At 35.0% G+C, this 23,128-nt stretch carries 28 protein-coding genes; 5 read left to right on the forward strand and 23 right to left on the reverse strand.

What is annotated here, in order from left to right; genetic code table 11:
* Positions 1 to 17 precede the first annotated feature (17 nt).
* The 4 genes from H1A07_RS05875 to ezrA form a co-directional block, all read right to left on the reverse strand.
* Entirely contained in the window at positions 18 to 719 is a 702-nt protein-coding gene (locus H1A07_RS05875) for a pseudouridine synthase (RefSeq protein ID WP_210144678.1), read from the reverse strand.
* Positions 720 to 770: 51 nt separating this feature from the next.
* Positions 771 to 1,988, reverse strand: a complete 1,218-nt coding sequence (gene thiI, locus H1A07_RS05880) for a tRNA uracil 4-sulfurtransferase ThiI (protein WP_210144679.1) — start codon at positions 1,986 to 1,988, stop codon at positions 771 to 773.
* Between the two features lie 9 nt (positions 1,989 to 1,997).
* The gene (locus H1A07_RS05885; protein ID WP_210144680.1) at positions 1,998 to 3,152 is read right to left on the reverse strand and encodes a cysteine desulfurase family protein; all 1,155 of its coding nucleotides are present in this window, start codon (positions 3,150 to 3,152) and stop codon (positions 1,998 to 2,000) included.
* A 90-nt stretch (positions 3,153 to 3,242) separates the two neighbouring features.
* Complete coding sequence (ezrA, locus tag H1A07_RS05890) at positions 3,243 to 4,967, reverse strand: septation ring formation regulator EzrA (RefSeq protein ID WP_210144681.1); 1,725 nt, start codon at positions 4,965 to 4,967, stop codon at positions 3,243 to 3,245.
* A gap of 279 nt (positions 4,968 to 5,246) precedes the next feature.
* Between ezrA and rpsD the strand changes: the two genes are divergently transcribed.
* The 5 genes from rpsD to H1A07_RS05915 all read left to right on the forward strand — a co-directional run bounded on the left by rpsD (position 5,247) and on the right by H1A07_RS05915 (position 8,846).
* A complete protein-coding gene (gene rpsD / locus H1A07_RS05895) occupies positions 5,247 to 5,858 on the forward strand; it encodes a 30S ribosomal protein S4 (RefSeq protein WP_057719441.1) in 612 nt (203 codons plus the stop codon).
* 116 nt (positions 5,859 to 5,974) lie between these two features.
* A complete protein-coding gene (locus H1A07_RS05900) occupies positions 5,975 to 6,439 on the forward strand; it encodes a YueI family protein (RefSeq protein WP_094498511.1) in 465 nt (154 codons plus the stop codon).
* Between the two features lie 2 nt (positions 6,440 to 6,441).
* Positions 6,442 to 7,740 carry a replication-associated recombination protein A gene (locus H1A07_RS05905; RefSeq protein ID WP_210144682.1) on the forward strand — a complete coding sequence of 433 codons (1,299 nt, stop codon included), beginning with the start codon at positions 6,442 to 6,444 and terminating at the stop codon, positions 7,738 to 7,740.
* Between the two features lie 284 nt (positions 7,741 to 8,024).
* The gene (locus H1A07_RS05910; RefSeq protein WP_094503630.1) at positions 8,025 to 8,309 is read left to right on the forward strand and encodes a hypothetical protein; all 285 of its coding nucleotides are present in this window, start codon (positions 8,025 to 8,027) and stop codon (positions 8,307 to 8,309) included.
* Between the two features lie 57 nt (positions 8,310 to 8,366).
* Positions 8,367 to 8,846, forward strand: coding sequence for a universal stress protein (locus tag H1A07_RS05915; RefSeq protein ID WP_057719445.1), 480 nt, complete (start codon positions 8,367 to 8,369; stop codon positions 8,844 to 8,846).
* A 54-nt stretch (positions 8,847 to 8,900) separates the two neighbouring features.
* On the opposite strand, the gene H1A07_RS05920 is transcribed toward H1A07_RS05915, so the two are convergent.
* The 19 genes from H1A07_RS05920 to H1A07_RS06010 form a co-directional block, all read right to left on the reverse strand.
* Positions 8,901 to 10,097 carry an FtsW/RodA/SpoVE family cell cycle protein gene (locus H1A07_RS05920; RefSeq protein WP_057719446.1) on the reverse strand — a complete coding sequence of 399 codons (1,197 nt, stop codon included), beginning with the start codon at positions 10,095 to 10,097 and terminating at the stop codon, positions 8,901 to 8,903.
* 18 nt (positions 10,098 to 10,115) lie between these two features.
* The gene (locus H1A07_RS05925; RefSeq protein ID WP_057719447.1) at positions 10,116 to 10,343 is read right to left on the reverse strand and encodes a DUF2969 domain-containing protein; all 228 of its coding nucleotides are present in this window, start codon (positions 10,341 to 10,343) and stop codon (positions 10,116 to 10,118) included.
* A 10-nt stretch (positions 10,344 to 10,353) separates the two neighbouring features.
* Positions 10,354 to 10,647 (reverse strand): membrane protein insertion efficiency factor YidD, encoded by a 294-nt coding sequence (yidD, locus tag H1A07_RS05930; protein ID WP_057719448.1) that lies wholly within the window; start codon positions 10,645 to 10,647, stop codon positions 10,354 to 10,356.
* A gap of 1 nt (position 10,648) precedes the next feature.
* Positions 10,649 to 10,834, reverse strand: coding sequence for a DNA-directed RNA polymerase subunit beta (locus tag H1A07_RS05935; RefSeq protein ID WP_057719449.1), 186 nt, complete (start codon positions 10,832 to 10,834; stop codon positions 10,649 to 10,651).
* Positions 10,835 to 10,836: 2 nt separating this feature from the next.
* On the reverse strand, positions 10,837 to 11,826 hold the full coding sequence (mreB, locus tag H1A07_RS05940) for a rod shape-determining protein (RefSeq protein ID WP_057719450.1): 990 nt from the start codon (positions 11,824 to 11,826) through the stop codon (positions 10,837 to 10,839).
* Positions 11,827 to 11,933: 107 nt separating this feature from the next.
* Positions 11,934 to 12,167: a DUF1146 family protein gene (locus H1A07_RS05945; protein WP_210144683.1), complete on the reverse strand. Its 234-nt coding sequence runs from the start codon at positions 12,165 to 12,167 to the stop codon at positions 11,934 to 11,936.
* A gap of 50 nt (positions 12,168 to 12,217) precedes the next feature.
* Positions 12,218 to 12,658, reverse strand: coding sequence for a F0F1 ATP synthase subunit epsilon (locus tag H1A07_RS05950; RefSeq protein ID WP_210144684.1), 441 nt, complete (start codon positions 12,656 to 12,658; stop codon positions 12,218 to 12,220).
* A gap of 11 nt (positions 12,659 to 12,669) precedes the next feature.
* Positions 12,670 to 14,112 carry a F0F1 ATP synthase subunit beta gene (gene atpD / locus H1A07_RS05955; RefSeq protein ID WP_057719452.1) on the reverse strand — a complete coding sequence of 481 codons (1,443 nt, stop codon included), beginning with the start codon at positions 14,110 to 14,112 and terminating at the stop codon, positions 12,670 to 12,672.
* A gap of 22 nt (positions 14,113 to 14,134) precedes the next feature.
* Positions 14,135 to 15,091 carry a F0F1 ATP synthase subunit gamma gene (locus H1A07_RS05960; protein ID WP_057719453.1) on the reverse strand — a complete coding sequence of 319 codons (957 nt, stop codon included), beginning with the start codon at positions 15,089 to 15,091 and terminating at the stop codon, positions 14,135 to 14,137.
* A gap of 17 nt (positions 15,092 to 15,108) precedes the next feature.
* Positions 15,109 to 16,620, reverse strand: a complete 1,512-nt coding sequence (gene atpA / locus H1A07_RS05965; protein ID WP_057719454.1) for a F0F1 ATP synthase subunit alpha — start codon at positions 16,618 to 16,620, stop codon at positions 15,109 to 15,111.
* Positions 16,621 to 16,634: 14 nt separating this feature from the next.
* Positions 16,635 to 17,183 carry a F0F1 ATP synthase subunit delta gene (locus H1A07_RS05970; protein ID WP_094503627.1) on the reverse strand — a complete coding sequence of 183 codons (549 nt, stop codon included), beginning with the start codon at positions 17,181 to 17,183 and terminating at the stop codon, positions 16,635 to 16,637.
* A complete protein-coding gene (gene atpF / locus H1A07_RS05975) occupies positions 17,183 to 17,683 on the reverse strand; it encodes a F0F1 ATP synthase subunit B (RefSeq protein ID WP_004894154.1) in 501 nt (166 codons plus the stop codon). Before atpF ends, H1A07_RS05970 begins: the two co-directional genes overlap by 1 nt.
* Positions 17,684 to 17,732: 49 nt before the next feature.
* Positions 17,733 to 17,945, reverse strand: a complete 213-nt coding sequence (gene atpE, locus H1A07_RS05980; protein WP_004894153.1) for a F0F1 ATP synthase subunit C — start codon at positions 17,943 to 17,945, stop codon at positions 17,733 to 17,735.
* 18 nt (positions 17,946 to 17,963) lie between these two features.
* Entirely contained in the window at positions 17,964 to 18,680 is a 717-nt protein-coding gene (gene atpB, locus H1A07_RS05985) for a F0F1 ATP synthase subunit A (protein WP_004894150.1), read from the reverse strand.
* A gap of 91 nt (positions 18,681 to 18,771) precedes the next feature.
* A complete protein-coding gene (upp, locus tag H1A07_RS05990) occupies positions 18,772 to 19,401 on the reverse strand; it encodes a uracil phosphoribosyltransferase (protein WP_004897613.1) in 630 nt (209 codons plus the stop codon).
* A gap of 111 nt (positions 19,402 to 19,512) precedes the next feature.
* Positions 19,513 to 20,505 carry an L-threonylcarbamoyladenylate synthase gene (locus tag H1A07_RS05995; RefSeq protein ID WP_057719457.1) on the reverse strand — a complete coding sequence of 331 codons (993 nt, stop codon included), beginning with the start codon at positions 20,503 to 20,505 and terminating at the stop codon, positions 19,513 to 19,515.
* Positions 20,505 to 21,347 carry a peptide chain release factor N(5)-glutamine methyltransferase gene (gene prmC / locus H1A07_RS06000; RefSeq protein ID WP_210144685.1) on the reverse strand — a complete coding sequence of 281 codons (843 nt, stop codon included), beginning with the start codon at positions 21,345 to 21,347 and terminating at the stop codon, positions 20,505 to 20,507. Before prmC ends, H1A07_RS05995 begins: the two co-directional genes overlap by 1 nt.
* Complete coding sequence (gene prfA, locus H1A07_RS06005; protein ID WP_210144686.1) at positions 21,340 to 22,428, reverse strand: peptide chain release factor 1; 1,089 nt, start codon at positions 22,426 to 22,428, stop codon at positions 21,340 to 21,342. Before prfA ends, prmC begins: the two co-directional genes overlap by 8 nt.
* A 21-nt stretch (positions 22,429 to 22,449) precedes the next feature.
* Positions 22,450 to 23,049 (reverse strand): thymidine kinase, encoded by a 600-nt coding sequence (locus H1A07_RS06010; RefSeq protein WP_057719460.1) that lies wholly within the window; start codon positions 23,047 to 23,049, stop codon positions 22,450 to 22,452.
* Between the last annotated feature and the right edge of the window lie 79 nt (positions 23,050 to 23,128).

Genomic DNA, 23,128 nt, shown 5'->3' on the forward strand with positions numbered 1-23,128 from the left:
AGTATGTCAATTATCGTTTACTTAATTTCAGCTAGACCAATCTCTTTATATTCCCCACGCTTTAAATCAGCAGGTAAATGCAATTTTCCCATTGAGATTCTATCTAGTTCCAATACTTTCATACCAACTGCTCCAAACATTCGCTTAATTTGATGATACTTTCCTTCTTGTATCTCAATCTCAATTCGTGACAGATTATTATCTTGATCCTGTTCTAAAATCTTTAGTTTGGCCGATTTTAACTTAGTTCCATCACCTAAAATTAATCCTTGAGCAAATTTTTCAACAGTTTTCTGATCTGCTACACCAGCAATTTGAGCTTGGTATACTTTAGCAACATGTTTATTAGGAGCTAACAATTCATGTGCTAAAGGTCCATCATTTGTTAAAATTAATAAACCAGTTGTATCCTTATCTAACCTTCCGACAGGTGCTATATTTTGATAACGATCTTTAGCCTTAAGTAAGGAAATAACAGTTCTTTGACTTCTATCTTCAGTTGCCGAAATAATTCCCTTGGGTTTATTCAATAAAAAATAATGATACTTTTTATATGTGATTTCATTACCATTAACAGCAATTTCATCAGTTTCTTTAACTTGCTTTTTAGGTACAGTTACAACTTCTCCATTAACAGTAACTACGCCCTGTTTTAATATGCTGTGAACTTCTTTGCGCGAACCAACATTCATATTGGCTAAATATTTATCAATTCTCATTTATTTTATCTTTCTTAAATAAAAAAGCGCCGGCGTCTGCCAGCACTCTTTTTATAATAATTCTGCGTCTTCTTCAGCCTTGTCATCTAAGAATTTTTGATTTGGATAAATTGGAGTAATTTCCATTCCATCAATAGCACGCTGAATCATTCCTTCAGCATCAAGTCTATTTTCTAATTTACGTGCTTCATCTAGCTTTGGCTTAGTCTTAGGACGTGGTGGAGCAAAAATTGTACAACAATCCTCAAATGGTTCAATTGAAAGGTCAAATGTACCAATTTGTTCAGCCAATTTGATAATTTCTGTTTTATCCATTGTAGCTACAGGACGAAGAACTGGTGTTGAAGTTACATCATTGATTGCAACCATAGATTCTAATGTCTGAGAAGCCACTTGTCCAACCGATTCGCCGTTAAAGATAGCTAGACCGCCACGCATTGCGCGAATACGATCCGCCAATTGAAGCATAAAACGACGTTGAATAGTCATCAAATAGCCTTCTGGTAATTTCTCCTTAATTTGTTCTTGAATTTCAGTAAAAGGTACTGCAATAAAGTTAATCTTTCCAGAATAATTAGCTAAAATTCCAGTAAGTTCTTTTGCTTTAGCGAGTGCCTTTTCAGTAGTATATGGTGGACTAAAGAAGTGAACCATATCAATTTCAACTCCACGCTTCATTGCTAAATAAGAAGCTACTGGAGAATCAATTCCACCTGATAGCATCATAACTGCTCGACCTGCTGTACCAACTGGCATTCCACCTGCACCATAAAGAAGTTGATTTGAAATATAAATAGCATCTTGGCGAACTTCAATTCTCAAAACCAAGTCAGGTTTCTTCATTTTAACCTTTAAGTTATCCATATTATCAAATAGATAGTCACCAACCATGGCATTTAATTGATTCGTATCGTATTCAAAATCATGATCGCTACGTCTAGTATTAACTTTAAAAGTCATACCATCTTTAAAAGTTGCCTGCATTAATTCTAAAGATGCCTTTTTAATAGCATCGAGATTTTTTTCAACTTTTACAGTTGGCGAATATGTTTGAATACCAAATACAAGTTTCAAACGTTGATCAATCTTGTCAAAAGGAGCACCGTTTAAAACAATATGCATTCGATCATGTTTCGGATGAATTTCAATTTCTGGAAAATCTTGCAATGCTCGAGTTACATTACCAGCCAATCTTCCAATAAAATCTTTACGATTTTTTCCTTTAGTGGATAGTTCGCCATAACGAACCATTACTTCTGTATATTGCATAGTTTCACCTTATTTCAAATGATTAATTTCAGCGAAGTGCTTATATATTTTATCAAAGACTGCAATAAATTGCTCGGCTTCTTCGATTGTATTACTTGGATCGAAACTTAATCTAATTGCTCCAGTAGCTAAATCATCCTCTACTTTCATTGCATTTAAAGTTCCACTTTCAACACCACTTCTTGAAGAGCATGCACTAGTAGTAGATACATAAATATCATTCGATTCAAGAGTATGAACCAATGTTTCTCCGCGAATTCCTTCTAAGGAAAAACATAAAATACTAGGAATAAACTTCTCAGATATTGGTGAAAAAACATGAATTCCCGGTTTTCCATCTAGGTAAGAGGTGATCTTTTCTTTTAGTGCTAGTTCTTGCTTTGCATTCTTTTCTTCATCAGACAAGTATAAACGCATTGCCTTGGCGGTTGCAGCTATTGCTGGTAAGTTTTCAGTACTAGAGCGTAAACCTTTCTCTTGTCCTCCACCATCAATTAATGGCTTAATCATCTTGCCTTCTTTTTTATAAAGAATCCCTACACCACGAGGAGCATGAAACTTATGAGCTGACAAGCTCATTAAATCTACTCGATTGGTAAAAACTTCATCCCAAATATTTTTTCCGAGTGCTTGAACATTATCAACGTGAAAAGTAACGTTTGGATAATCTTCTAATATGTCACTAATTTCTCTAATTGGCTGAATTGCACCAATTTCATTATTAACACCCATGATAGAAACCAAAATAGTATCTTTATCAAGAGCAGCCTTTAAATCATCTGGACTAACTTGACCATTTTTATTTACAGGTAATACAGTTACTCTAAACCCCAGATTTTCGAGTGCACGCACCGAGTTAGAAACGGCTGCGTGTTCCACACTTGAGGTAATAATATGGTTTCCAAATTCTTTTTTTGCTAAAGCAGTTCCCTTAATTGCCCAATTATCTGATTCACTTCCACTTGAAGTAAAAAATATTTCATAAGGCTTTACATTTAACAAAGTAGCAATTTGCTTTCTTGATGCTTCCAAAAGTTGATGGGAACGATCTCCCATTTTGTGCAAACTTGAAGGATTTCCCCAGATATTTTTTGTTACCTTATCGTATGTTTCTAAAGCTGCAGGATAGACAGCCGTTGTAGCACTATTATCAAAATAGATCAATTTTTCTTTCTCCCCTAAAAAACGACCATCAAGATGGTCGTTCGATAATCATATAAAATATTAACTTAAAAACTCTATGGCTTCAATGATTTACTCTTCTTCGTCTTCTTCTTGTTCACTATAGTATTCTTTTTCAATTCTTTGATAGCTTCCTGGCTCTACTTTTTCTAAAGCTGTAGCAATAATGTCTAAAGCTTCCTTATATTCATATTTATTTTGATATAAGTCATATGCCTCTTTACGAGCACGCTTAATCCCAGGATTTGAAATATATTTATTCGAATACTGCATAGTCAGCTCAACTAAATCAGCTGAATTTAGAATTTCATCAGCTTCTTTCTTCAGACGCTTAATATCTTCTTGGATCTGGATTAATTCACTAGAAATTTTTTCCATATTTATTCGAACTTGATTTAATTCATTGTCTGTATGCTTAACTTCATTTAAGACCAAAGTGTACATCTGAATAAAGCTTTCAGGTTTGCCCGGCAATTGACGTCTTTCAACTTTTCGATAAATTAAAGAAATTTCTTGTTTGAAGTGAATAATAGAATCATTAGCAATCTTCTCTGCATCAAACAATCCATCTACATCGCCTGATAATCTCTTTTCAGTTTTTTCAATTTCTTTCAAGTTATTCAACATTGTCAGCCATTTATTTTCAATCTGAGAATAAACCCCATTGCCGTCTGCAATTTTTTGACAATCAACATCAAAATCCGTATTCATTCGATTAACTTGACTTTTAAGTTGTCGAGCTTCAGCTAATTCACCATGAGTCAATTCATAACTCTGATCAACATGTTCTAACTTAGCCACAAGTTGATTGGATGCATTAGCTACGTGAGAAAGAATTTGAACAATCTTATCTTGATTATTATCAACAAATGGTCGAGCTTTAAATTCTTTAGTTAAAATATCATACAAACTGTCAATACGTGTACTAATTTCTTTGTTATTCTTTTCAACTGTTGTTAGCTCTAATTTATTTAAATCTTTTTTTGTATTATCAACTAGCTCACGTAAGTTCTTAATTTCTTCTAAGACATCAATTTCCTCAATTTTATACTTATCCTTTATCATTTGACGATAAGTATTGCTCAATTCATTTAATTGATCTGGAAATACATTCTTTAATTCTTGATCAAATTTTTCTACTTTTGGTAAATCTTCTTTTAATGAACTAAGTTTAGTATCAATTTTAATTAATACTTTCTTAGCTTCCTCATGATCCCCTTCACCAGAGAGATTTTTTACTGTTTGAAAATCACTTTCTAAGGTCGCCAAATCTTCTTCAATTTGATCAATTGCATTTCCATAATTAAAGGATTGAGACAAAATCTGCTTACGTAATTGTTGATAATCTTTAGATAAAGCAGCGTAATGTTTTTGATTATCGCGATTTGCTTCTAACAAATTAGTAAATATCTGCTTACTGTGTTCAACATTATCTTGATTGGTCTGCAATAATTCTGTTGCTTCTTTAATCAATTGATGTGTCTTTATCAAATTGAATTTTGCATTGAGTCCAGCAGCTTGCTCAAGTATATGCTTTAACTCGCCAACATCCTTAGTATCAACTTTCTGATATACTTTCTGCCATCTTTTAAAAGTTTCTAAACTTTTACCAGCTAATTCCATTTTTTTCAGGCGTTTTATATCTTCTTCGACACTAAGGTTCCTCAGTTCATCAGTTAATGCATCCAGTTCTGCAATCTGGTGATTAAAATATTTATTAAAGATTACAACTGTAGCAATAGCAACAATTATAGCAATTAATAATACAATAATAAGAATAGATAACCCTGATGACATAATACCCTCCATATTTTATTTTAATTATACCAGACTTCCCCTTAATGCTAGCCAGAAAATCCTTATTTTTACTTGCTTTAAAGTATATTTCTTACTATAATAGTCTTCGTGTAAAATATTTGCAGCAATAAGTGACAAGAACGTCAACATCTTGAGGCGTTTAGTGAACGAGTAACCCGCGCTGCACTGGGCGAAACATACAACTCGAGATGCACGAATGTTGAACTTATTTCTCATATTTTACTCCAAAAAATTATTATTTTTTATGGAGGATTTTTTATGTCAAGATATACTGGTCCAAGTTGGAAACGTTCAAGACGCTTAGGTATCTCACTTTCAGGTACTGGTAAGGAAATTAGCCGTCGTAACTACGCACCTGGTGATCATGGTCCTAACAACCGTGCTAAGGTTTCTGAATATGGTCAACAATTGAAGGAAAAGCAAAAGTTACGTTGGATGTTTGGTTTAAATGAACGTCAATTCCAAAACTTATTCATCCGTGCCGGCAAGATTCGTGAAGGGAAGCACGGTGTTAACTTTATGGCTTTACTTGAAAGACGTTTAGACAACATCGTTTACCGTTTAGGTTTAGCTTCAACTAGAGAACAAGCTAGACAACTTGTTAACCACGGTCACATCTTAGTAGATGGCAAGCGTGTTGACATTCCTTCATACGAAGTTAAAGTTGGTCAAGAGATCAGCTTAAGAGAAAAGTCAAAGAACTTGCAACAAGTTAAGGACGCTTTAGATGCAGTTGTATCACGTCCACCATTTGTTTCATTTGACGACAGCAAGATGACTGGTACTTTAGTTCGTCTCCCAGAACGTGACGAAATGGAACCAGAAGTTGATGAAGCTCTTATCGTTGAATGGTACAACAAGAAGCTTTAATATTATCGCTTCACTACAAAAGTCTTTCCTATTTTGGAAAGACTTTTTTGTTTTCTTCTTTTCTGCTTTGTTACACTATGAATATAAATATTCAAAAATAAAGAAAAATTAGAATTATGACTGAAGATTTAAACACACGTCTTGAACATGCTGCTCAAGGCATTACTCCTCAAACATGTCCCGATGAACGTAGACGATATTTAGGTTCTCTTCGCGAACGTGTTTTAATTCGAATGACTGTAGAAGAAACAAATAATCAAAAATTAGATACTTTATTCTTGAAACATATTGATGACTATAAAGGCTACACTATTTTAATAAATGGAAAAATGCCTCAAAACGACTTCATCAGTAAACTAATGGGGCTCTGCTCTCAAAAAGATATAAAATTTACCTTGATAAATGATGATAATGCTAAAGATGAACCAAATGCTACTGGAATCCTAGTGGTTTCAAAAACAGCTATCAACCATTATCGAGTTGAAATCAATCAAGTCTATGCCCCTGAAGTTCCTAATGAACAACTTACCGAGCGAAAAAAGCCGAGTTTTTGGGATAGATTATTTAGGAAAAAGGATTAATCATGCAACCTCTTGCTTATCGTATGCGTCCAAAAAATTTAGATGAAATAGTTGGACAGGAACATCTAGTTGGAAATAAAAAGATAATTAGACGAATGGTTGAAGCAAAATTATTGTCTTCAATGATTCTCTACGGCCCTCCCGGCATCGGCAAAACAAGTATTGCCAGCGCTATTGCTGGCTCAACAAAATATGCTTTTAGAAAACTTAATGCTGCAACAGATACAAAAAAAGACCTACAAATTGTAGCCGAAGAAGGAAAAATGAGCGGTACTGTCATCTTACTTTTAGATGAAATTCACCGTTTAGATAAAACCAAGCAGGACTTTCTTCTTCCTCTATTAGAGTCTGGCAATATTATTTTAATCGGAGCAACTACCGAAAATCCATACATTTCTATTTCTCCTGCGATTCGATCGCGTTGTCAGATCTTTGAACTGCATCGCCTTCAGAGCACAGATATTTCTCGAGCTATCGATCGTGCATTAAACGACTCTGAAAATGGCTTAGGTAAATATAATGTTATATTAACAAAAGACGCACGCAATTTACTTATTGACAAAGGTAATGGTGATTTAAGATCTACTCTTAACGCTTTAGAATTAGCCGTTTTATCAACTGATCAAGAAAAACAAGATAAAAGTTCTGACCATAAACTCATTATTGATAAAAATGAAATAAAAGATTCTATTCAATTTAAAGCTCAAAATTATGATGCCAATGGCGATGGTCATTATGATCTATTATCAGCATTTCAAAAATCCATTCGTGGATCTGATACCGATGCTGCACTCTACTATTTAGGTAATTTATGCGAATCAGGCGATTTAATAGCAATTTGTAGACGTTTATTAGTTATTGCATATGAAGATATTGGGCTCGCCAATCCCTCTGCTTGCAGCCGAGTAGTAAACGCAGTTCAAGCGGCACAAATGGTAGGCCTACCTGAAGCAAGAATCATTTTATCTAATGCCGTAATTGAACTTTGTTTATCACCCAAGAGTAACAGTGCAATTACTGCAATTGATTCTGCAATTAATGATATAAGAAATAAACAAAATGATTCGATTCCAAATAATCTAAAAGACGCTCATTATAAAGGTGCAAAAAAATTGAATCATGGAGTTTCCTACATTTATCCGCATGATTTCAAGAATGATTGGGTTCCACAACAGTACTTACCAGATAACTTGAAAGACGCTTCTTACTTTAAGCCTAAAGGAAATTCTAAAATTGAAGATGCACTAAAGAGACAGTATTTACGCTTAAAAAAGATGCAACATGACGGTTTAAAAAAGTAAATTCAATTTATTGACATAGACTATATCTTTGTTAGAATAGATAGTGATCTGAGTTGATCAACCTAATTACAAAGTTGACCGATCAAACTAAAGACGTTGGAATTTATGAATAACATCTGAATCGGAATACTAGCTTGTTCTAGGATCCATATTCACTGCGACATAGATTCAAATTTTGAACACTGCGGGTTCAACAAGCGTCATTATGTTGCAGTCAACTCAGATTTTATTGAAATTCAAGGAAGCGGCGTAAGCCGCTTTTTTTATTAAGCGAGGATCAGTAAGTGGTATTAAAAATTTTGATGCTAATCTTTATTTTATTAGTATTTATTACAGCATGGTATTTAATTAAAAGTAAAAATAAAGGTCAATTTATTATTTTTACTTTTATTGGAAATAAAAAAATTAATACTTTATTTTCCGTTACAAGTTTAGTGCTAATTTTAACTGGAATTATAGGCATAATAATTTTATTTACTTTACCTAAAGTATTTAACTTTATTACCTTAATTATTGCCGCACTGGCCATCTCTATCTTTTCATTCACATTTATGAATTTAAATGAATAGTTTTATTATTCAATTTAAATCAATTTTTGATAAAATATTGATAGAGAGGTGATCAACATGTTAAAACAATACCAACGTATCCAAGTTGCCGTTGATGGTTCTAAAGAAGCAGACGTTGCATTTAGCAAGGCTGTTGAAGTCGCTAAAAGAAATGGTGCTACTCTTGAAATTCTTCACGTAGTTGATACACGTGCTTTTCAAGATGTCTCTAGCTTTGACTCAGCAATGGTGGAACAAGTATCTGAAGAAGCAAAAACCAAGATCGAAGAATATTATAATCGTGCTAAAGATGCCGGTGTTAAGGATGTTCATTATTCTATTGAATTTGGTTCTCCAAAGAATATTATTGCTCATGAATTTCCTGAAGAACACAATATTGATTTAATTATTCTTGGTGCTACTGGTCTAAATGCAGTTGAGAGGTTATTAATTGGTAGCATTACTGAATACGTTACTCGCACTGCCGCTTGTGACGTTTTAGTAGTTCGTCACCCAGCTGCACAAAACGAAGATATTAAGAAAAATCAAGAAAATTAATTAATGGTATAAAAAAAGCCTCGTCAAAATTATGACAAGGTTTTTTTTATGCTTTTAAAAGTCTCCAGCAGTACTAAAGATATAGTCTTTATGATGCCATTTCATTGAAAGAATTAGTCCAATACCGATCATATTTCCAAGTAAAGCTGAACCACCTTGAGAAACAAATGGTAGCGGAATACCTGTTAATGGTAGTAGGTCAATTCCCATTCCAATATTTTCAAAAACATGGAACAAAATCATCATTATGATACCAGTTGAAATGTAAGAATAAAATGCATTCCTAGTCTCAAAAGTAATTTTTACCATTTGAAAAATCAAATAGAAGTAAATCAAAATTAGGACACAACATCCTACAAATCCTAATGACTCACCAATAACTGAAAAGACCATGTCTGATGTTCTAACTGGTACATAAACACTAACTTTACCAAACCCATGACCCCAAATTTGACCTGAGCCAATGGCTTTCATACTTTGCCATAATTGATAAGCTCCAGAGGAGGTATCTTGAGCAGGATTTAGCCAAGAATTTATTCTTTGGAATTGGTAAGCTCTAAAATTAAAAGCACTTCCTAAAAAGGCTTGTCCACCTGGTGTGGTAACTAAAAGAATTGCACTCGCACCAATAATAAATACTAATCCATAGACTGGTACAATTATTTTCCAAGTAATCCCTGAAACTAGTATTACTCCCCCAACAATGGCAAAGAATACAAGCATCGTACCAAAGTCATTTTGTAATTTCAAAAGTACTGCTACTGGGACTAACCATGCAAATATTTTTCCAATTAAAAGCCAATCTGTTTTAAAAGTATGCGCATATTGTTCATTATGCCGTTCTACTACTCTTGCTAGCATCAAAATAAAAGCTGGCTTCATAATTTCAGACGGTTGAAAAGTTAAAGGTCCAAGTTTAAACCAACTTTTAGCACCCGTATCTGCAAAGACTTGTCGATTATACAAGAATAAAACCGCGATAAGCAAAACAATACCAATTCCATACGCAATAGGCGCAATCTTAAAAAGTTGTTCTGCATCAAACTGCATTACAAAAATTACTAATGCAATTGATACCAGATACCAGACTCCTTGAGTAATAACAGCCTTTACAGGACTTCCCATTTTAGGATCATTTACAGTTGCTACCCAAATGCCATATAAACTGATAACTGCTAATAAAAAGACTGGAATTACTACACCCCAAGCGATACGATCAAACCAATCTGCTTTATTTTCAACTTTCGTCATTGTATATCCCTACTTTGTTTATTTTTCATGCAAAGTAAAGTATGAAAGTAATTCATTAATAGCACTTTCTAAAGTCTTTGAATAAAGACTATGACTTGTTTTGGAAGATACTACATGGTAGCGCTCTTCTTCTTGTTCAATAATACCAATAGAACGTTTACCAGGAATGATAACTTCCCATGTTGGCGTTGCAGTGCCTTTTCTTTCATTAACTTCAATATCAATACTTTCCAATTTTCTAGACATAAAAATTCTCCTACTTTTTATTCGAATGAAACGCCTGCGCAATAATTTCATCTTCATATCGTTCAGGATGTGGATTACGGCGCAAGGTAAAATAATCCGGTACTGGATCTACTCCTCCCTTAACAAATGGATTACAGCGTAATATTCGTGCTAAACCCATTGTTAAGCCTAATATTGCTCCATGCCTTTTTAAAGCATCAATCATATAAGTTGAACAAGTAGGATAATACCTACATGTTGGAGGCAAAATTGGAGAAATAAATTTCTTATAAATATTTACTAACTCAATTAGCAATTTATTCATTTTAACTTAAAAATTCCCAAAAATGAACCCATGTTGTAGGAAAGAAAATTGCAAAAGGATTTCCACTTGCTACTCCGCATCCAATAAACGCTCCTAAGAGCATAGTCGCAAGTAAATATAGAAAAATCTTTCCTACTTTTTTTAAATACTTATTTACTAATGAAAAATCAAACTTTTCTTTATTCATAATTAGTGTCTCTGGTGATTTTCAATATTTTTAAGCAATACACCTGTTCCATTAGCAACAGCTTCTAATGGGTCGTCAGCTTTTAAGACAGGGACTTGAAGATAATATGTAATCAATTTATCAATATTCTTAAGTAATGCTCCACCACCAGTTAACATAATACCACGATCAATAATATCGGCAGATAATTCTGGTGGGGTTTGCTCTAGAACTTCTTTTGTAGCTGCTACTATTGACATCAAACCATCTTCAAGAGCCTTTTGAACTTCTAGTTCATTTATTGTTACTTGCTTTGGTAAACCATCTACCATATCACGACCACGAACTGTCATAGTCTTAGTTGGATCAGCTTCAAAAGCGGTTCCTAACTGAATCTTAATTTGTTCAGCTGTATGTTGTCCAACAAGAAGATTTTTACTTCTCTTAATGTAGCTAGCAATTGTTTGATTCATTTTATCTCCTGCCCAACGAAGAGAGCGAGAAGTTACAATTTCGCCCATTGAAAGCACAGCGATATCAGTTGTTCCACCACCAATATCAATAACCATGTTTCCTTGTGGTTTAAAAATATCAAGCCCAGCTCCTACAGCAGCCACTTTAGGTTCGAAATCTAAATATACACGACCACCACCTGATTTTTCAGCAGCTTGAATGATAGCTTTTTGCTCAATCGAAGTAACTCCAGTGGGAGCACAAATCAAAATATTAGGCTTGGACATAAAGCCCTTTACATTTAACTTTTCAATAAAGTAACTAAGCATTTCTTCTGTAATATCAAAATCTGCAATTACACCATTTTTTAAAGGTCTAATTACTCTAATATTACCTGGTGTACGTCCCACCATCTTATAAGCCTCAGTACCTACTGCGACGACCTTATCCTTATCTGTATCAACAGCAACTACGGAAGGTTCATTTAAAACAATTCCTTTGCCAGACACATTTATTAGAACATTTGCAGTTCCTAAATCAATTCCTATATCTCTTGCCACGCTAGTGCCTCCAGTATTTTATCATTAAAAATTGTAACATAAATACTGCTTTTCTTTAAGAACAAGTAGAAAGAACTGTGATTCTAATTGATTTCTTATAAAAATCATTAAAAAAGCATCTTTAAAGCAAGTGATTGGTCTACTAAAGCTAAAATAAATTGACCTACTAAAAAACCTAAAGCAAGGGAAATAAAAAGTAAAAAAACTTGAATTTCAAAGGTATGTCCTTTTTTAAAAAGTTGATCTATCCTCAGCCCTCTTACAGCTCTAAAAGAAAAAGCAATCGTAACTAAATAAGTGATTAAACTAACAATAGCATGTATTCCAACTTGTTTCATCATATAATTTTCTCCATAAAAAAAGACGAACACATCGTTCGTCTTTCTCATTTCTATTTACCGTAATTTTCATGTACATGTAATCTATTAACCGCACGACGTAAAGCAATTTCAGCTTCTATCATTTCTCTTTCGTTGTGCTTCTCTTTAGCTTCTTGCATATGTTGTTCAGCACGCTTCTTAGCTGATTGTGCACGTTTAACATCAATATTGCGAGCCCGTTCAGCACTATCAGCGATGATGGTTGCTTCATTATTTGAGAACTCAATGTAGCCCCCATTAACAGCAATATGATCAACACGATTATTCATTTCATGCGTTCTTTTTACCCGAACTTCACCAATAGCTAAAGGAGTAACAATTGGGAGGTGATCATACATAATTGCACGATCTCCATCAATTGCGCGCATTGCTACCATTGTAGCATTGTGCGAATAGACAATACCATCAGGTGTTACAACACTAACTTTTATAATTTTTTCTGGATCTGCCATCACGCATCACCCTACTTTGCTTCTAGCATTGCTTTTGCTTCAGGATTTTTAGGAGTAACTCCCATCTTTTCAGCTTGCTTAATAACATCCTCAATTGGTCCAACGTTACGGAAAGCATCTTCTGGAAGATCATCTAATTTACCATCAATGATCATCTTGAAGCCTTTAATTGTTTCCTTGATTGGTACATATGAACCTGGAATACCAGTGAATTGTTCAGCAACAAAGAAGTTTTGTGAAAGGAAGAATTGAATCTTTCTTGCACGTTCAACGATTAACTTCTCATCATCTGATAATTCATCCATACCTAAAACAGAAATAATATCTTGCAATTCTTGGTAACGTTGCAAAATATGTTGAACCTTAACAGCTACTTCGTAGTGTTCTTCACCAACAATCTCTGGATCTAGGGCACTAGAAGTTGATTCAAGTGGGTCAACAGCTGGGTAAATACCTTGTTCAACCAAACGACGTTCTAGGTTAGTAGTAGCATCTAGGTGAGCGAATGTAGTTGCAGGAGCTGGGTCCGTATAGTCATCAGCTGGCACATAAACGGCTTGAATTGAAGTAATAGATCCATTTTTAGTAGAAGTAATCCGTTCTTGCAATTGACCCATTTCAGTTGCCAAAGTTGGTTGGTAACCAACGGCACTTGGCATACGACCAAGTAAAGCAGAAACTTCAGAACCTGCCTGAGTGAAACGAAAAATATTATCAATAAATAATAATACGTCTAAACCTTCAACATCACGGAAGTATTCCGCAATAGTCAAACCAGTTAATGCAACACGCATTCTGGCACCAGGTGGCTCATTCATCTGACCAAAGACCATGGCAGTTTTAGATAAAACGCCAGATGCCTTCATTTCAAAGTAAAGGTCGTTACCTTCACGTGTTCTTTCCCCAACACCAGTAAATACAGAAATACCACCGTGTTCTTGGGCAATATTATGAATCAATTCCTGAATAATAGTTGTCTTACCAACACCGGCACCACCGAATAAACCAACCTTACCACCACGAACATATGGTTCAAGTAAGTCAATAACTTTAATACCAGTTTCTAGAATTTCTTCACTTGTGCTTAATTCATCGTACTTAGGTGCTTCTTTATGAATACCTTCACGTTTTACATCTTTACCTAGAGCAGGACCACCATCAATTGGATCACCTAATACGTTAAAGACACGTCCTAAAGTGTCTTTACCAACAGGAACAGAAATTGGAGCACCTGTGTCTTCAACTTCCATACCACGTCTTAAACCGTCGGTAGATTCCATTGAGATAGTTCTTAAAACACCGTCACCAAGTTCTAGTGTAACTTCAAGAACAAGAGTATCACCATTGTTGTTTGTGACATGTAAGGCGTTATTAATATCAGGCAAATCTTTATCTAGTGGGAATTCCACGTCAACGACAGGTCCAATAACTTGGACAATTTCGCCTTTACTCAAAACATCTACCTCCTTTTCTATTTTATTCTAAGGCATTTGCACCACCGATAATTTCAGTAATTTCGGTAGTAATTTGTGCCTGTCTTGCTCGATTCAATTTAGTCTTCAAACCAGAAACAACATCATCGGCATTTTGAGATGCACTCTGCATAGCTGTCATTGAACTTGCATGCTCAGCAGTTTTAGCATCCAAAATAGCTCCAAAGATCATTGATTTAGCAAATTGAGGTAAAACTGTCTTCAATACTGAATCAATATCTGGCTCAATAATGTAGTCTTTTGGCATTGTTTCTTTATGATTAATATCAATGTCAGAAATTGGTAGCATGCTTTCTACTCTAAAAGCAGAAGTTAAAGTATTTACGTGGTGAGTATAACAAACAAAAAGTTCATCATAAACGCCATTTAAGTACATCTTTACAGCAGTTTGAACAATATCTCTAACTTCATTATAAGTTGGAACATCGCTTACACCACTATATTCATACACTACATTAAGATTTTGTTTCTTAAAAAATTGTGCTGCAACACTACCAACTGCCAAAATTTTAACATCTTTATTTTGGGCATCAGCATCTTTAAAGATACTCATCATATTCTTAATAACTTGACTGTTATAAGAACCAACTAAACCTCTATCTCCACTAATTACTAAGTAACCAGTCGATTTAATTTCTTTACGAGGTTGAACTAAAGATACTAAAGTACCTAAATCAAAGAAACTACTATAATCAATGTTAGATTGACTGCCAAATTCACTATATTCATTTGTCTCTTTACCTAATTGATTCACAATTTGTGAACTCATTAGATGAGAAACGGTTGCTCTAACTTTATCGTTGTAAATAGTATATTCTTGATCAAGTTTTTCAGTTCTATTCAATTTAACACCTGAAACCATTCTCATAGCTTCAGTTATTTGACCTGTTTTCTGAATTGAAGCAATCTTTTTTTTCAGTTCAAGGAGAGATTCTGCCAATGAAAAAACCTCCTCTTCTATTTCTTACTGATTGAAAAACCTTCGTTGAAGTTCTTTAAAGCTTCATTAAGCTTATCTTCCTCAGGTAAATCTCCTGTAGTACGGATTACATCAAGTAAGTCGTTATAGGTACTTGCAAAGTAATCATATAATTCAAGTTCATAACGTTGAATATCAGGTACAGGAATTGCATCCAAAAAGCCATGTGTCAAAGCATAAAGAATTAATACTTCATCTTCAACAGGAAGTGGCTTATGTAGTGGTTGCTTCAATACTTCAACAGTACGACGTCCACGATTTAACTTAGCTTGAGTAGCTTGATCAAGATCACTACCAAATTGAGCAAAACTTTCAAGCTCTCTATATGATGCTAAGTCCACACGCAATGTACCTGCAACCTTTTTCATAGCCTTGATCTGTGCACTACCACCAACACGGGAAACTGATTCACCGGCATTAATGGCAGGACGGGTACCAGCAAAGAATAGATCAGCTTCCAAGAAAATCTGTCCATCAGTAATGGAAATAACGTTAGTTGGAATATAAGCTGAAATATCCCCAGCTTGGGTTTGAATAAATGGTAACGCAGTCATTGAACCGCCACCAAGTTTTTTATTCAACTTAGCACTACGTTCTAGTAAACGAGAGTGTAAGTAGAAAACATCACCTGGATAAGCTTCACGACCAGGTGGACGACGAAGAAGTAAGGAAATTTCACGGTATGCAACGGCTTGCTTACTCAAGTCATCAAATACGATTAATACATCCTTACCATTGTACATAAACTCTTCACCCATTGCAGTTCCTGCATATGGAGCGATATAAAGCATTGGTGCTGGTTCACTAGGACCAGCTTCTACGACAATAGTGTAGTCCATAGCACCAAATCGTTTTAAAGTTTCAACAGAGTTTTTAACTGTTGATTCCTTTTGACCAATGGCAACGTAAATACAAATAACATCTTGACCCTTTTGATTAATGATTGTATCTAGTGCAAGAGCAGTTTTACCTGTCTTACGGTCACCAATAATTAATTCACGCTGTCCACGACCAATTGGAACTAAAGCATCGATAGCTTTAATACCAGTTTGTAAAGGCTGGTTAACGGATTGTCTGTCCATAACCCCAGGAGCTTTACTTTCAATAGGTCTAGTCTTATCAGTCTTAATCTCACCTAAACCATCTACTGGTTGACCTAATGGGTTCACAACACGACCTATTAATTGATCGCCAACAGGAACTTCCATAATTCGACCAGTACGCTTAACTTGATCACCTTCACGAATATCGTCAAAGCGACCTAAGATGATGATACCAACATCATTGGCTTCTAGGTTTTGCGCAATACCGTATGAACCATTAGAAAATTGTAATAATTCACTTGATAATACGTTATTTAGACCGTGAGCACGGGCGATACCGTCACCGACGTAGGTAACAGTACCAACTTCGTTGACGTTGAGCTTATCATCATATTTCTCAAGTTGTTGCTTGATCAAAGCGCTAATTTCTTCCGCTTTAATGCTCAATGGTTTCACCTCTTTTATCTATTTTCAATTAATTGCTCACGAATTTGTTGCAATCGAGTTCTTATAGAACCATCAATAATGCGATCCCCAACTTTGAGGATAATACCTCCTAAGATACTTGGATCCACTTTATTTGTCAGAATCAATTCTTTAAAACCATACTTCTTAGCATAGGCTTGGCTTATTCGACTTAATTCATCTTCATTAAGCTTAATAGCACTTACTGCGATCCCTGAAGCAATATTCTTATATTCATCATAAAGAGCATTAAATGCCTCAATAATTGCAGTTAAAGATTCAAATCTGCGATATTCTAATAAGAAATCCAAAAAATTTTTAGTTTCAATTGAAAACTTATCGCTAAAACTTGATAAGAATTCCTCTTTTTGATTCTTTCGAATAATTGGATCGCTTAACAAACGCAGCATATCAGGATTTTTTTTAGCTACTTGAAGCAATACATTCATATCCTCATGTACTGCATCTAAGCTATTAGCATCCTGCGCATAAGCAAATAAAGCTTTACTGTATCTGGAAGCAATTTCTTCTCTACTTAAAGCCATTAGTCATTCAGCCCCTTGATAAATTGATCTACCAAGTCTTTCTGATCAGCAGCAGATAAATTCTTACTAATTACTTTTTCGGCAATAGCAACAGAAATATCAGCTACTTGATCTCTTGCTTCATTGAGAGCATCAGTTTTTGCCTGAGCAGCATCTTCTGATGCTCTCTTTCTAATTGCGGCAGCTTCTTGATCAGCTTGACTAATAATATTATTCTTAGTCTTTTCCGCATTGCTTTTTGCAGTAGAAAGAATTTGTGTTGCCTCTTGTTTAGAGTCTTTCAAGGCGGCTTCACGTTGATTAGCAAGCAATTCAGCTTTCTTTCGATCACTTTCTGCTTGATCAAGGTCACTTATTACCTTTTGACGACGTTCTTCCATCATTTTTGTTACAGGGCCCCAAGCAAAGTGCTTAACTAATAGGAGCAAAGCTGCAAAGATCAAAAGATAGTAAAGCGTGTCACCTAACTCTAATTTTAAGGCTGCAAACATAAATTGCATGTCTCAACCCTTCTTTCTCGTAATTACGATCTTGTTCTTAAAACGCAAATTACAGGAAGAGAATTAAGAAACCAATAACGATAGCTAAGATAGGAACAGCTTCGATCAAACCAACACCGATAAACATAGTTGCTCTAAGGTTATTAGCAGATTCAGGTTGTCTTGCCATACCTTCAATAGTTTTTGAAATAACTTTTCCGTTACCGTAGGAAGCAGCCAAAGCAGCTAAACCAGCGGCAATTGCGGCAGCTAAATATTTCATAAAAAAACCTCCGTAAAATTATTCTTCAGTAACCTTTTTACCAATATATACCATTGACAAAGTTACGAATACATATGCCTGGATAGAGCCAATAAAGACAGAGAAGCCTTGCCAGATTAAAGTTAGTGGAACCGAAGCGATGACGGTAAACCAACCCGCACTCTTTGCAAAACGATTACCGATTAAAGTTAACAATACTTCACCGGCATAAATATTACCGTAAAGACGTAGTGATAACGTCAAGAAATTAGTGAATTCCTCAATAATATTGATTGGAAGTAAAAATCCAACTGGTTTTGCATAATTTGCAAAATAACCTTTGGCACCAAACCTCTGAACACCAAAGTTATAAGACAAGAGCAATGTCATCATTGCCATGGTCATAGTAATCAATGGGTTAGCAGTTGGTGATTTGACAAGGATATGGTCATTAATTGAAAACTCAAAGAACAAACCTAACTGGTTCATAAAGAAAATGAACATGAATAGGGTAAAGGCATATAAAGATAGGTGCTTTTGTGCATCTACGTCAGCAACGTTATCCTTAACAATCCCATTTGTAAAATCAATCATATATTCCAAAAGATTTTGCTTTTTATTAGGTTTTAAGGAAACATTGCGTCCTAAATACCAAACAAGAAAGAAAACCGCAATTGCGACTAACGTTCCCCCTAAGCAATTAGTTACATTGAAATTTAAGCCGAATACATTAACGACTACAGATTTCTCATTCACTTCGTGACCTCCCTTCTTGTGCTGAATACCTCAAACACACTAAAAATGATAACACCCAAAAATTTCAATTTCAAAATATTTTTGAGAAAAATTACTTAGTTCCGAATAACCTATCACCAGCATCTCCTAGACCTGGATAGATGTAACCGTTATCCATTAATTTTTCATCTTCTGCTGCTGCATAGATGTCAACATCTGGATTTGCCTCTTGAACAGCCTTTACTCCTTCAGGAGCAGCAACCAAAACGGCTAAGCGAATATTCTTAGCACCACGCTTCTTTAAAGCCTCAATTGCCATATTAGCTGAACCACCGGTTGCAAGCATTGGATCAACAATAATGCATTCACGCTCTTCAATATCTGGTGGCATCTTGAAGAAATATTCATGTGGCTTTAAGGTTTCTTCATCACGGTACATTCCAATGTGTCCTACTTTTGCAGATGGGATCATTTGCAGCACACCATCAACCATTCCAAGACCAGCACGTAAAATTGGAACAATTACTAATTTTTTACCTGCTAATTCTTTTTGAGTTGATTTTCCAATTGGAGTTTCAATCTCAACATTCTTCAATGGCAAATCGCGTGTCATTTCATACACCATGAGTCCACCGATTTCACCAACAATTTGACGAAATTCATTAGTACCTGTATCTTTCTTACGAATAATCGTTAACTTATGTTGGATCAACGGGTGATTCAAAACGGTAAACTTACCCATAATGGCCTCCTATATTCTAAATAATACTTCGCTCACTATTTTAACAAATTATTAGATAAATGTTTCGAAAATCATACGAAAAAAGGCATGTTTTTCTACATGCCTCTAATCCTATTTAAAGTGATGACCAGCAGCTGCCTTATTTAGACGATTCATATAGGCTGCACTAATTGTTCCATGATCAAAGCCTTGAACATAGATCCGTTTAATATTATCCTCACTATCAAAATATCTCAAAGCTCCAAACAAATTATGAGCAGCTTTGTCAATAGTCTTACCTAAACTAAATTTATTAGAACTATCAATATTTTCAAGTACTTCATCAAGTGCTGCTACGCCAGTTTCATCATCCCATTTGATTTTTTTAAAATCTTCTTCTTTGTCCACAATAAAAACAGGTGCACTAGGTGCATAATGACGATACTTCATTCCTGGCGCTTTTGGAATTCCCTTTGTCTGCGTAGTTCCTTTATTCATCAAAACTTTTTCACCAAGAACAGACGAAATTTCTTCTGGAGTAATCTCACCTGGACGGAGAACAGTTGGAGTTTCAACTGATAAGTCGACAATTGTCGACTCTAAACCAATTTCAGTAGGTCCATTATCAATGATTCCAGCGATTTTACCCTTTAGATCATGATAAACATGTTCTGCTGTTGTTGGACTAGGCTTAGTTGAAGTATTAGCTGATGGTCCTACAATTGGCTTTCCCAATCGGCTAATTAGTTCATGCGTCATTTCATCATTTGGGCAACGAAAAGCGGCAGTTGGCAGACCACCTGTAACAGCATCAGGTAAAGTTCCTTCTTTCACAAAAAGAATAATCGTCAAAGGACCAGGCCAAAAATGCTTAATCAGTTTTTTAGCACGTTCTGGTACGTTATTAACATATTCTTCCATCATCTTTTCGTCAGCTACAGTGACAATCAAAGGATTATCACTTGGACGTCCCTTAGCAGCATAGACTCCCTTAACCGACTTTTCATTAGTTGCTAACGCACCAAGGCCATACACAGTTTCAGTGGGGAAAGCTACTAATTCACCTTTTTTTAAAAGTTCAACTGCCTCGGGAATTTGTTTTTTATTGAAAATTTTAGTTTCCATTACTTCATCCACCTTCCATGAACCATTCTTGGCTTACCAGCTAAATCTTCCCTAAATTCCACTTTAAAGTCTGGCAATTCGGCTTTAAATAAGTTCTCTAGTTGCTCTTTTTCACTGAATCCAAACTCTAAAAAAAATTGACCATTAGAATTTAAATGAGAGCGAATTTGCTTGGCAAACTTTCGATAAAAATCTAATCCATCTTCTCCACCATAAAGAGCAGTATCTGGTTCATTTTTTATTACGTTTACATCCATCAAAACTTTTTCACTAGTTTTAATATAAGGCGGGTTAGAAATTATCATGTCAAATTTCTCTAGTCCAACTAATACATTGGCTTTTCGCGTTTTAACATCTAAATCATACTTTAAAAAGTTTTCTTCACTTTCACGTAAAGCTGAATCAGTAATATCACTTGCATATAGGGTTAAATCGCTAATTCCCTGTTCTTGTGCTTGTTTAACTAAAGCAACCATGATTGCACCTGAACCGGTACCTAAATCTAGAATTTTTTCTCCAGACTTAATATTCTCAAGAGCCCATTTCACTAACTCTTCAGTTTCAAATCGAGGAATCAAAACACCGCGATTAACTAAGATCTTGTAACCGTAAAACCACGCATAACCCAAGATATATTGTGGAGAAATTCCTCTACGGAGTTTCTTCATATCTTTCAATGCTTGTTTCTCTTGTTCAGAAGTCAGCTCATCATTAATATGCAATTCGTACTCTGAAGGCGTATAGTTTAATCTTTCACCCAAAACATAGTCAATATCATCAACACGCACTTCTGGATTATCGGCTAGGACCTTTTCTTTTATTTGCTTTAAATTTTTAGGCATTTTCTTCAGCCATCTTTTCTAATTGCTGAGTTTGGTAGTAAAGAACTAAGGCATTAATAATCTCATCTAATTCCCCGTTCATTACACGATCAAGCTTATTTAAAGTTAAACCAATTCTATGATCAGTTACACGGTTTTGAGGGTAATTGTATGTTCTAATTCTTTCAGAACGATCCCCAGTACCAACTGCGTCTTTTCTCTTAGCATCATATTGGTCACGATTTTGACTTTCGTAATAGTCATAAACACGTGATTTCAAAATTTGCATAGCTTTCTCACGGTTTTGTTGCTGACTACGTTGATCTTGCATAGCAACTACAATTCCAGTAGGAAGGTGGGTCATACGTACGGCACTAGAAGTTTTGTTAATGTGCTGACCACCGGCACCAGATGAACGGTAAACATCTACACGAATATCTTTAGGATCTAAATCTATATCTACTTGTTCATATTCAGGCATAACAGCAACTGTTGCAGTAGAAGTATGAACACGTCCTTGAGACTCAGTTACAGGAACACGTTGAACACGGTGAGCTCCGTTTTCGTATTTTAATTTTGAGTAAACTTTGTCACCTGTAATCATAACAGCAACACGCTTATAGCCCCCAACTTCAGTTGGTTCTGAATCAATTAAAGATACCTTCCAACCTTGAGTTTCTGCATATTTTTCATACATTCTAAGTAAGTCGCCAGCAAATAATGAAGCTTCATCTCCACCAGCAGCACCTCTAATTTCCATAATGATATCTTTATCATCATTAGGATCTTTTGGAAGCATTAAAATCTTAATCTCGTCTTCTAATTCAGAAACTTCTTCTTCTAATTCAGAATTTTCTTCCTTAGCCATATCAACTAAATCACTATCAGATTCATTAGAAATAATTTCTTTATTATCTTCAATTTCCTTAATATCTGACTTATATTTACGATACTTTTGTACTACTTCACGCATATCGGCTTCTTCTTTAGAAATTTCCATATAGCGTTTAGTATCATTAATAACTTCTGGATCAGCCATCATTTCTTGAAGTTCTTCATAATGGGCAACTAATCCTTCCAATTGAGCCATCACTTTATCCATTTTTACTGTCCTTCCTCAAATTTATCTCTGCTTATCTGGATGAAAATAGTGAAAACGACAAACTGGATAGTAAGATTCATCTCCGCCAATTTGAACTTGTTCACCCTCATAAACAGGTTTTCCATCATTGATCCGTAAATTCATTGTAGCCTTATGACCACAATAGTGACAAATAGTCTTCATTTCTTCTATTTTATCAGCAAAAATCAATAAATTTTCACTACCTTCAAATAAATGATTTTGAAAATCATTCTTTAGGCCAAATGCCATTACTGGTATTTTTAATTCATCGACAATTTTTGCGCACTCTAATACGTGGTGTCGTTTCAAAAACTGCGCCTCATCAATTAAAACACAAGCTACAGTCCCATTACCAGACTCAACATCATTCTTATTCATTTTTGAAATGTAATTAAACAAATTCATGTCTTCATCAATCGGAATTGCCTTACGATGTAAGCCGATTCTCGACGCCACTGTCCCTACGCCACTTCTATCACCTACACCGCTTGTCATCAAGGCTATTTTTCGTCCTTGAGCATCATAATTATGTGCAACCTTTAATATTTCAATTGACTTACCACTACTCATTGCTCCATAGCGAAAAAACAATTGGGCCACTGCAAAATTCCTCCATTATTAAGTTTAAATACTTTCACTAATATTATCCTAATTAGTATAAAGTAAATTTAAAAATCGT

This window comes from Lactobacillus taiwanensis (assembly GCF_017894345.1).
GTDB classification, from domain to species: Bacteria; Bacillota; Bacilli; order Lactobacillales; family Lactobacillaceae; genus Lactobacillus; species Lactobacillus taiwanensis.

Coding starts and splice junctions, on each gene's coding strand:
- H1A07_RS05945 (WP_210144683.1), bottom strand. CDS start 12,167: ATGATGAAACAAGTTGGAATACATGCTATTGTTAGTTTAATCACTTAT.
- H1A07_RS05915 (WP_057719445.1), top strand. CDS start 8,367: ATGTTAAAACAATACCAACGTATCCAAGTTGCCGTTGATGGTTCTAAA.
- H1A07_RS05920 (WP_057719446.1), bottom strand. CDS start 10,097: ATGACGAAAGTTGAAAATAAAGCAGATTGGTTTGATCGTATCGCTTGG.
- H1A07_RS05995 (WP_057719457.1), bottom strand. CDS start 20,505: ATGGAAACTAAAATTTTCAATAAAAAACAAATTCCCGAGGCAGTTGAA.
- upp (WP_004897613.1), bottom strand. CDS start 19,401: ATGGGTAAGTTTACCGTTTTGAATCACCCGTTGATCCAACATAAGTTA.
- yidD (WP_057719448.1), bottom strand. CDS start 10,647: ATGAATAAATTGCTAATTGAGTTAGTAAATATTTATAAGAAATTTATT.
- prfA (WP_210144686.1), bottom strand. CDS start 22,428: ATGGATAAAGTGATGGCTCAATTGGAAGGATTAGTTGCCCATTATGAA.
- rpsD (WP_057719441.1), top strand. CDS start 5,247: ATGTCAAGATATACTGGTCCAAGTTGGAAACGTTCAAGACGCTTAGGT.
- ezrA (WP_210144681.1), bottom strand. CDS start 4,967: ATGTCATCAGGGTTATCTATTCTTATTATTGTATTATTAATTGCTATA.
- H1A07_RS05970 (WP_094503627.1), bottom strand. CDS start 17,183: ATGGCTTTAAGTAGAGAAGAAATTGCTTCCAGATACAGTAAAGCTTTA.
- prmC (WP_210144685.1), bottom strand. CDS start 21,347: ATGCCTAAAAATTTAAAGCAAATAAAAGAAAAGGTCCTAGCCGATAAT.
- H1A07_RS05905 (WP_210144682.1), top strand. CDS start 6,442: ATGCAACCTCTTGCTTATCGTATGCGTCCAAAAAATTTAGATGAAATA.
- atpF (WP_004894154.1), bottom strand. CDS start 17,683: ATGCAATTTATGTTTGCAGCCTTAAAATTAGAGTTAGGTGACACGCTT.
- H1A07_RS05950 (WP_210144684.1), bottom strand. CDS start 12,658: ATGGCAGATCCAGAAAAAATTATAAAAGTTAGTGTTGTAACACCTGAT.
- thiI (WP_210144679.1), bottom strand. CDS start 1,988: ATGCAATATACAGAAGTAATGGTTCGTTATGGCGAACTATCCACTAAA.
- H1A07_RS05925 (WP_057719447.1), bottom strand. CDS start 10,343: ATGTCTAGAAAATTGGAAAGTATTGATATTGAAGTTAATGAAAGAAAA.
- H1A07_RS05875 (WP_210144678.1), bottom strand. CDS start 719: ATGAGAATTGATAAATATTTAGCCAATATGAATGTTGGTTCGCGCAAA.
- atpE (WP_004894153.1), bottom strand. CDS start 17,945: ATGAAATATTTAGCTGCCGCAATTGCCGCTGGTTTAGCTGCTTTGGCT.
- H1A07_RS05900 (WP_094498511.1), top strand. CDS start 5,975: ATGACTGAAGATTTAAACACACGTCTTGAACATGCTGCTCAAGGCATT.
- H1A07_RS05935 (WP_057719449.1), bottom strand. CDS start 10,834: ATGAATAAAGAAAAGTTTGATTTTTCATTAGTAAATAAGTATTTAAAA.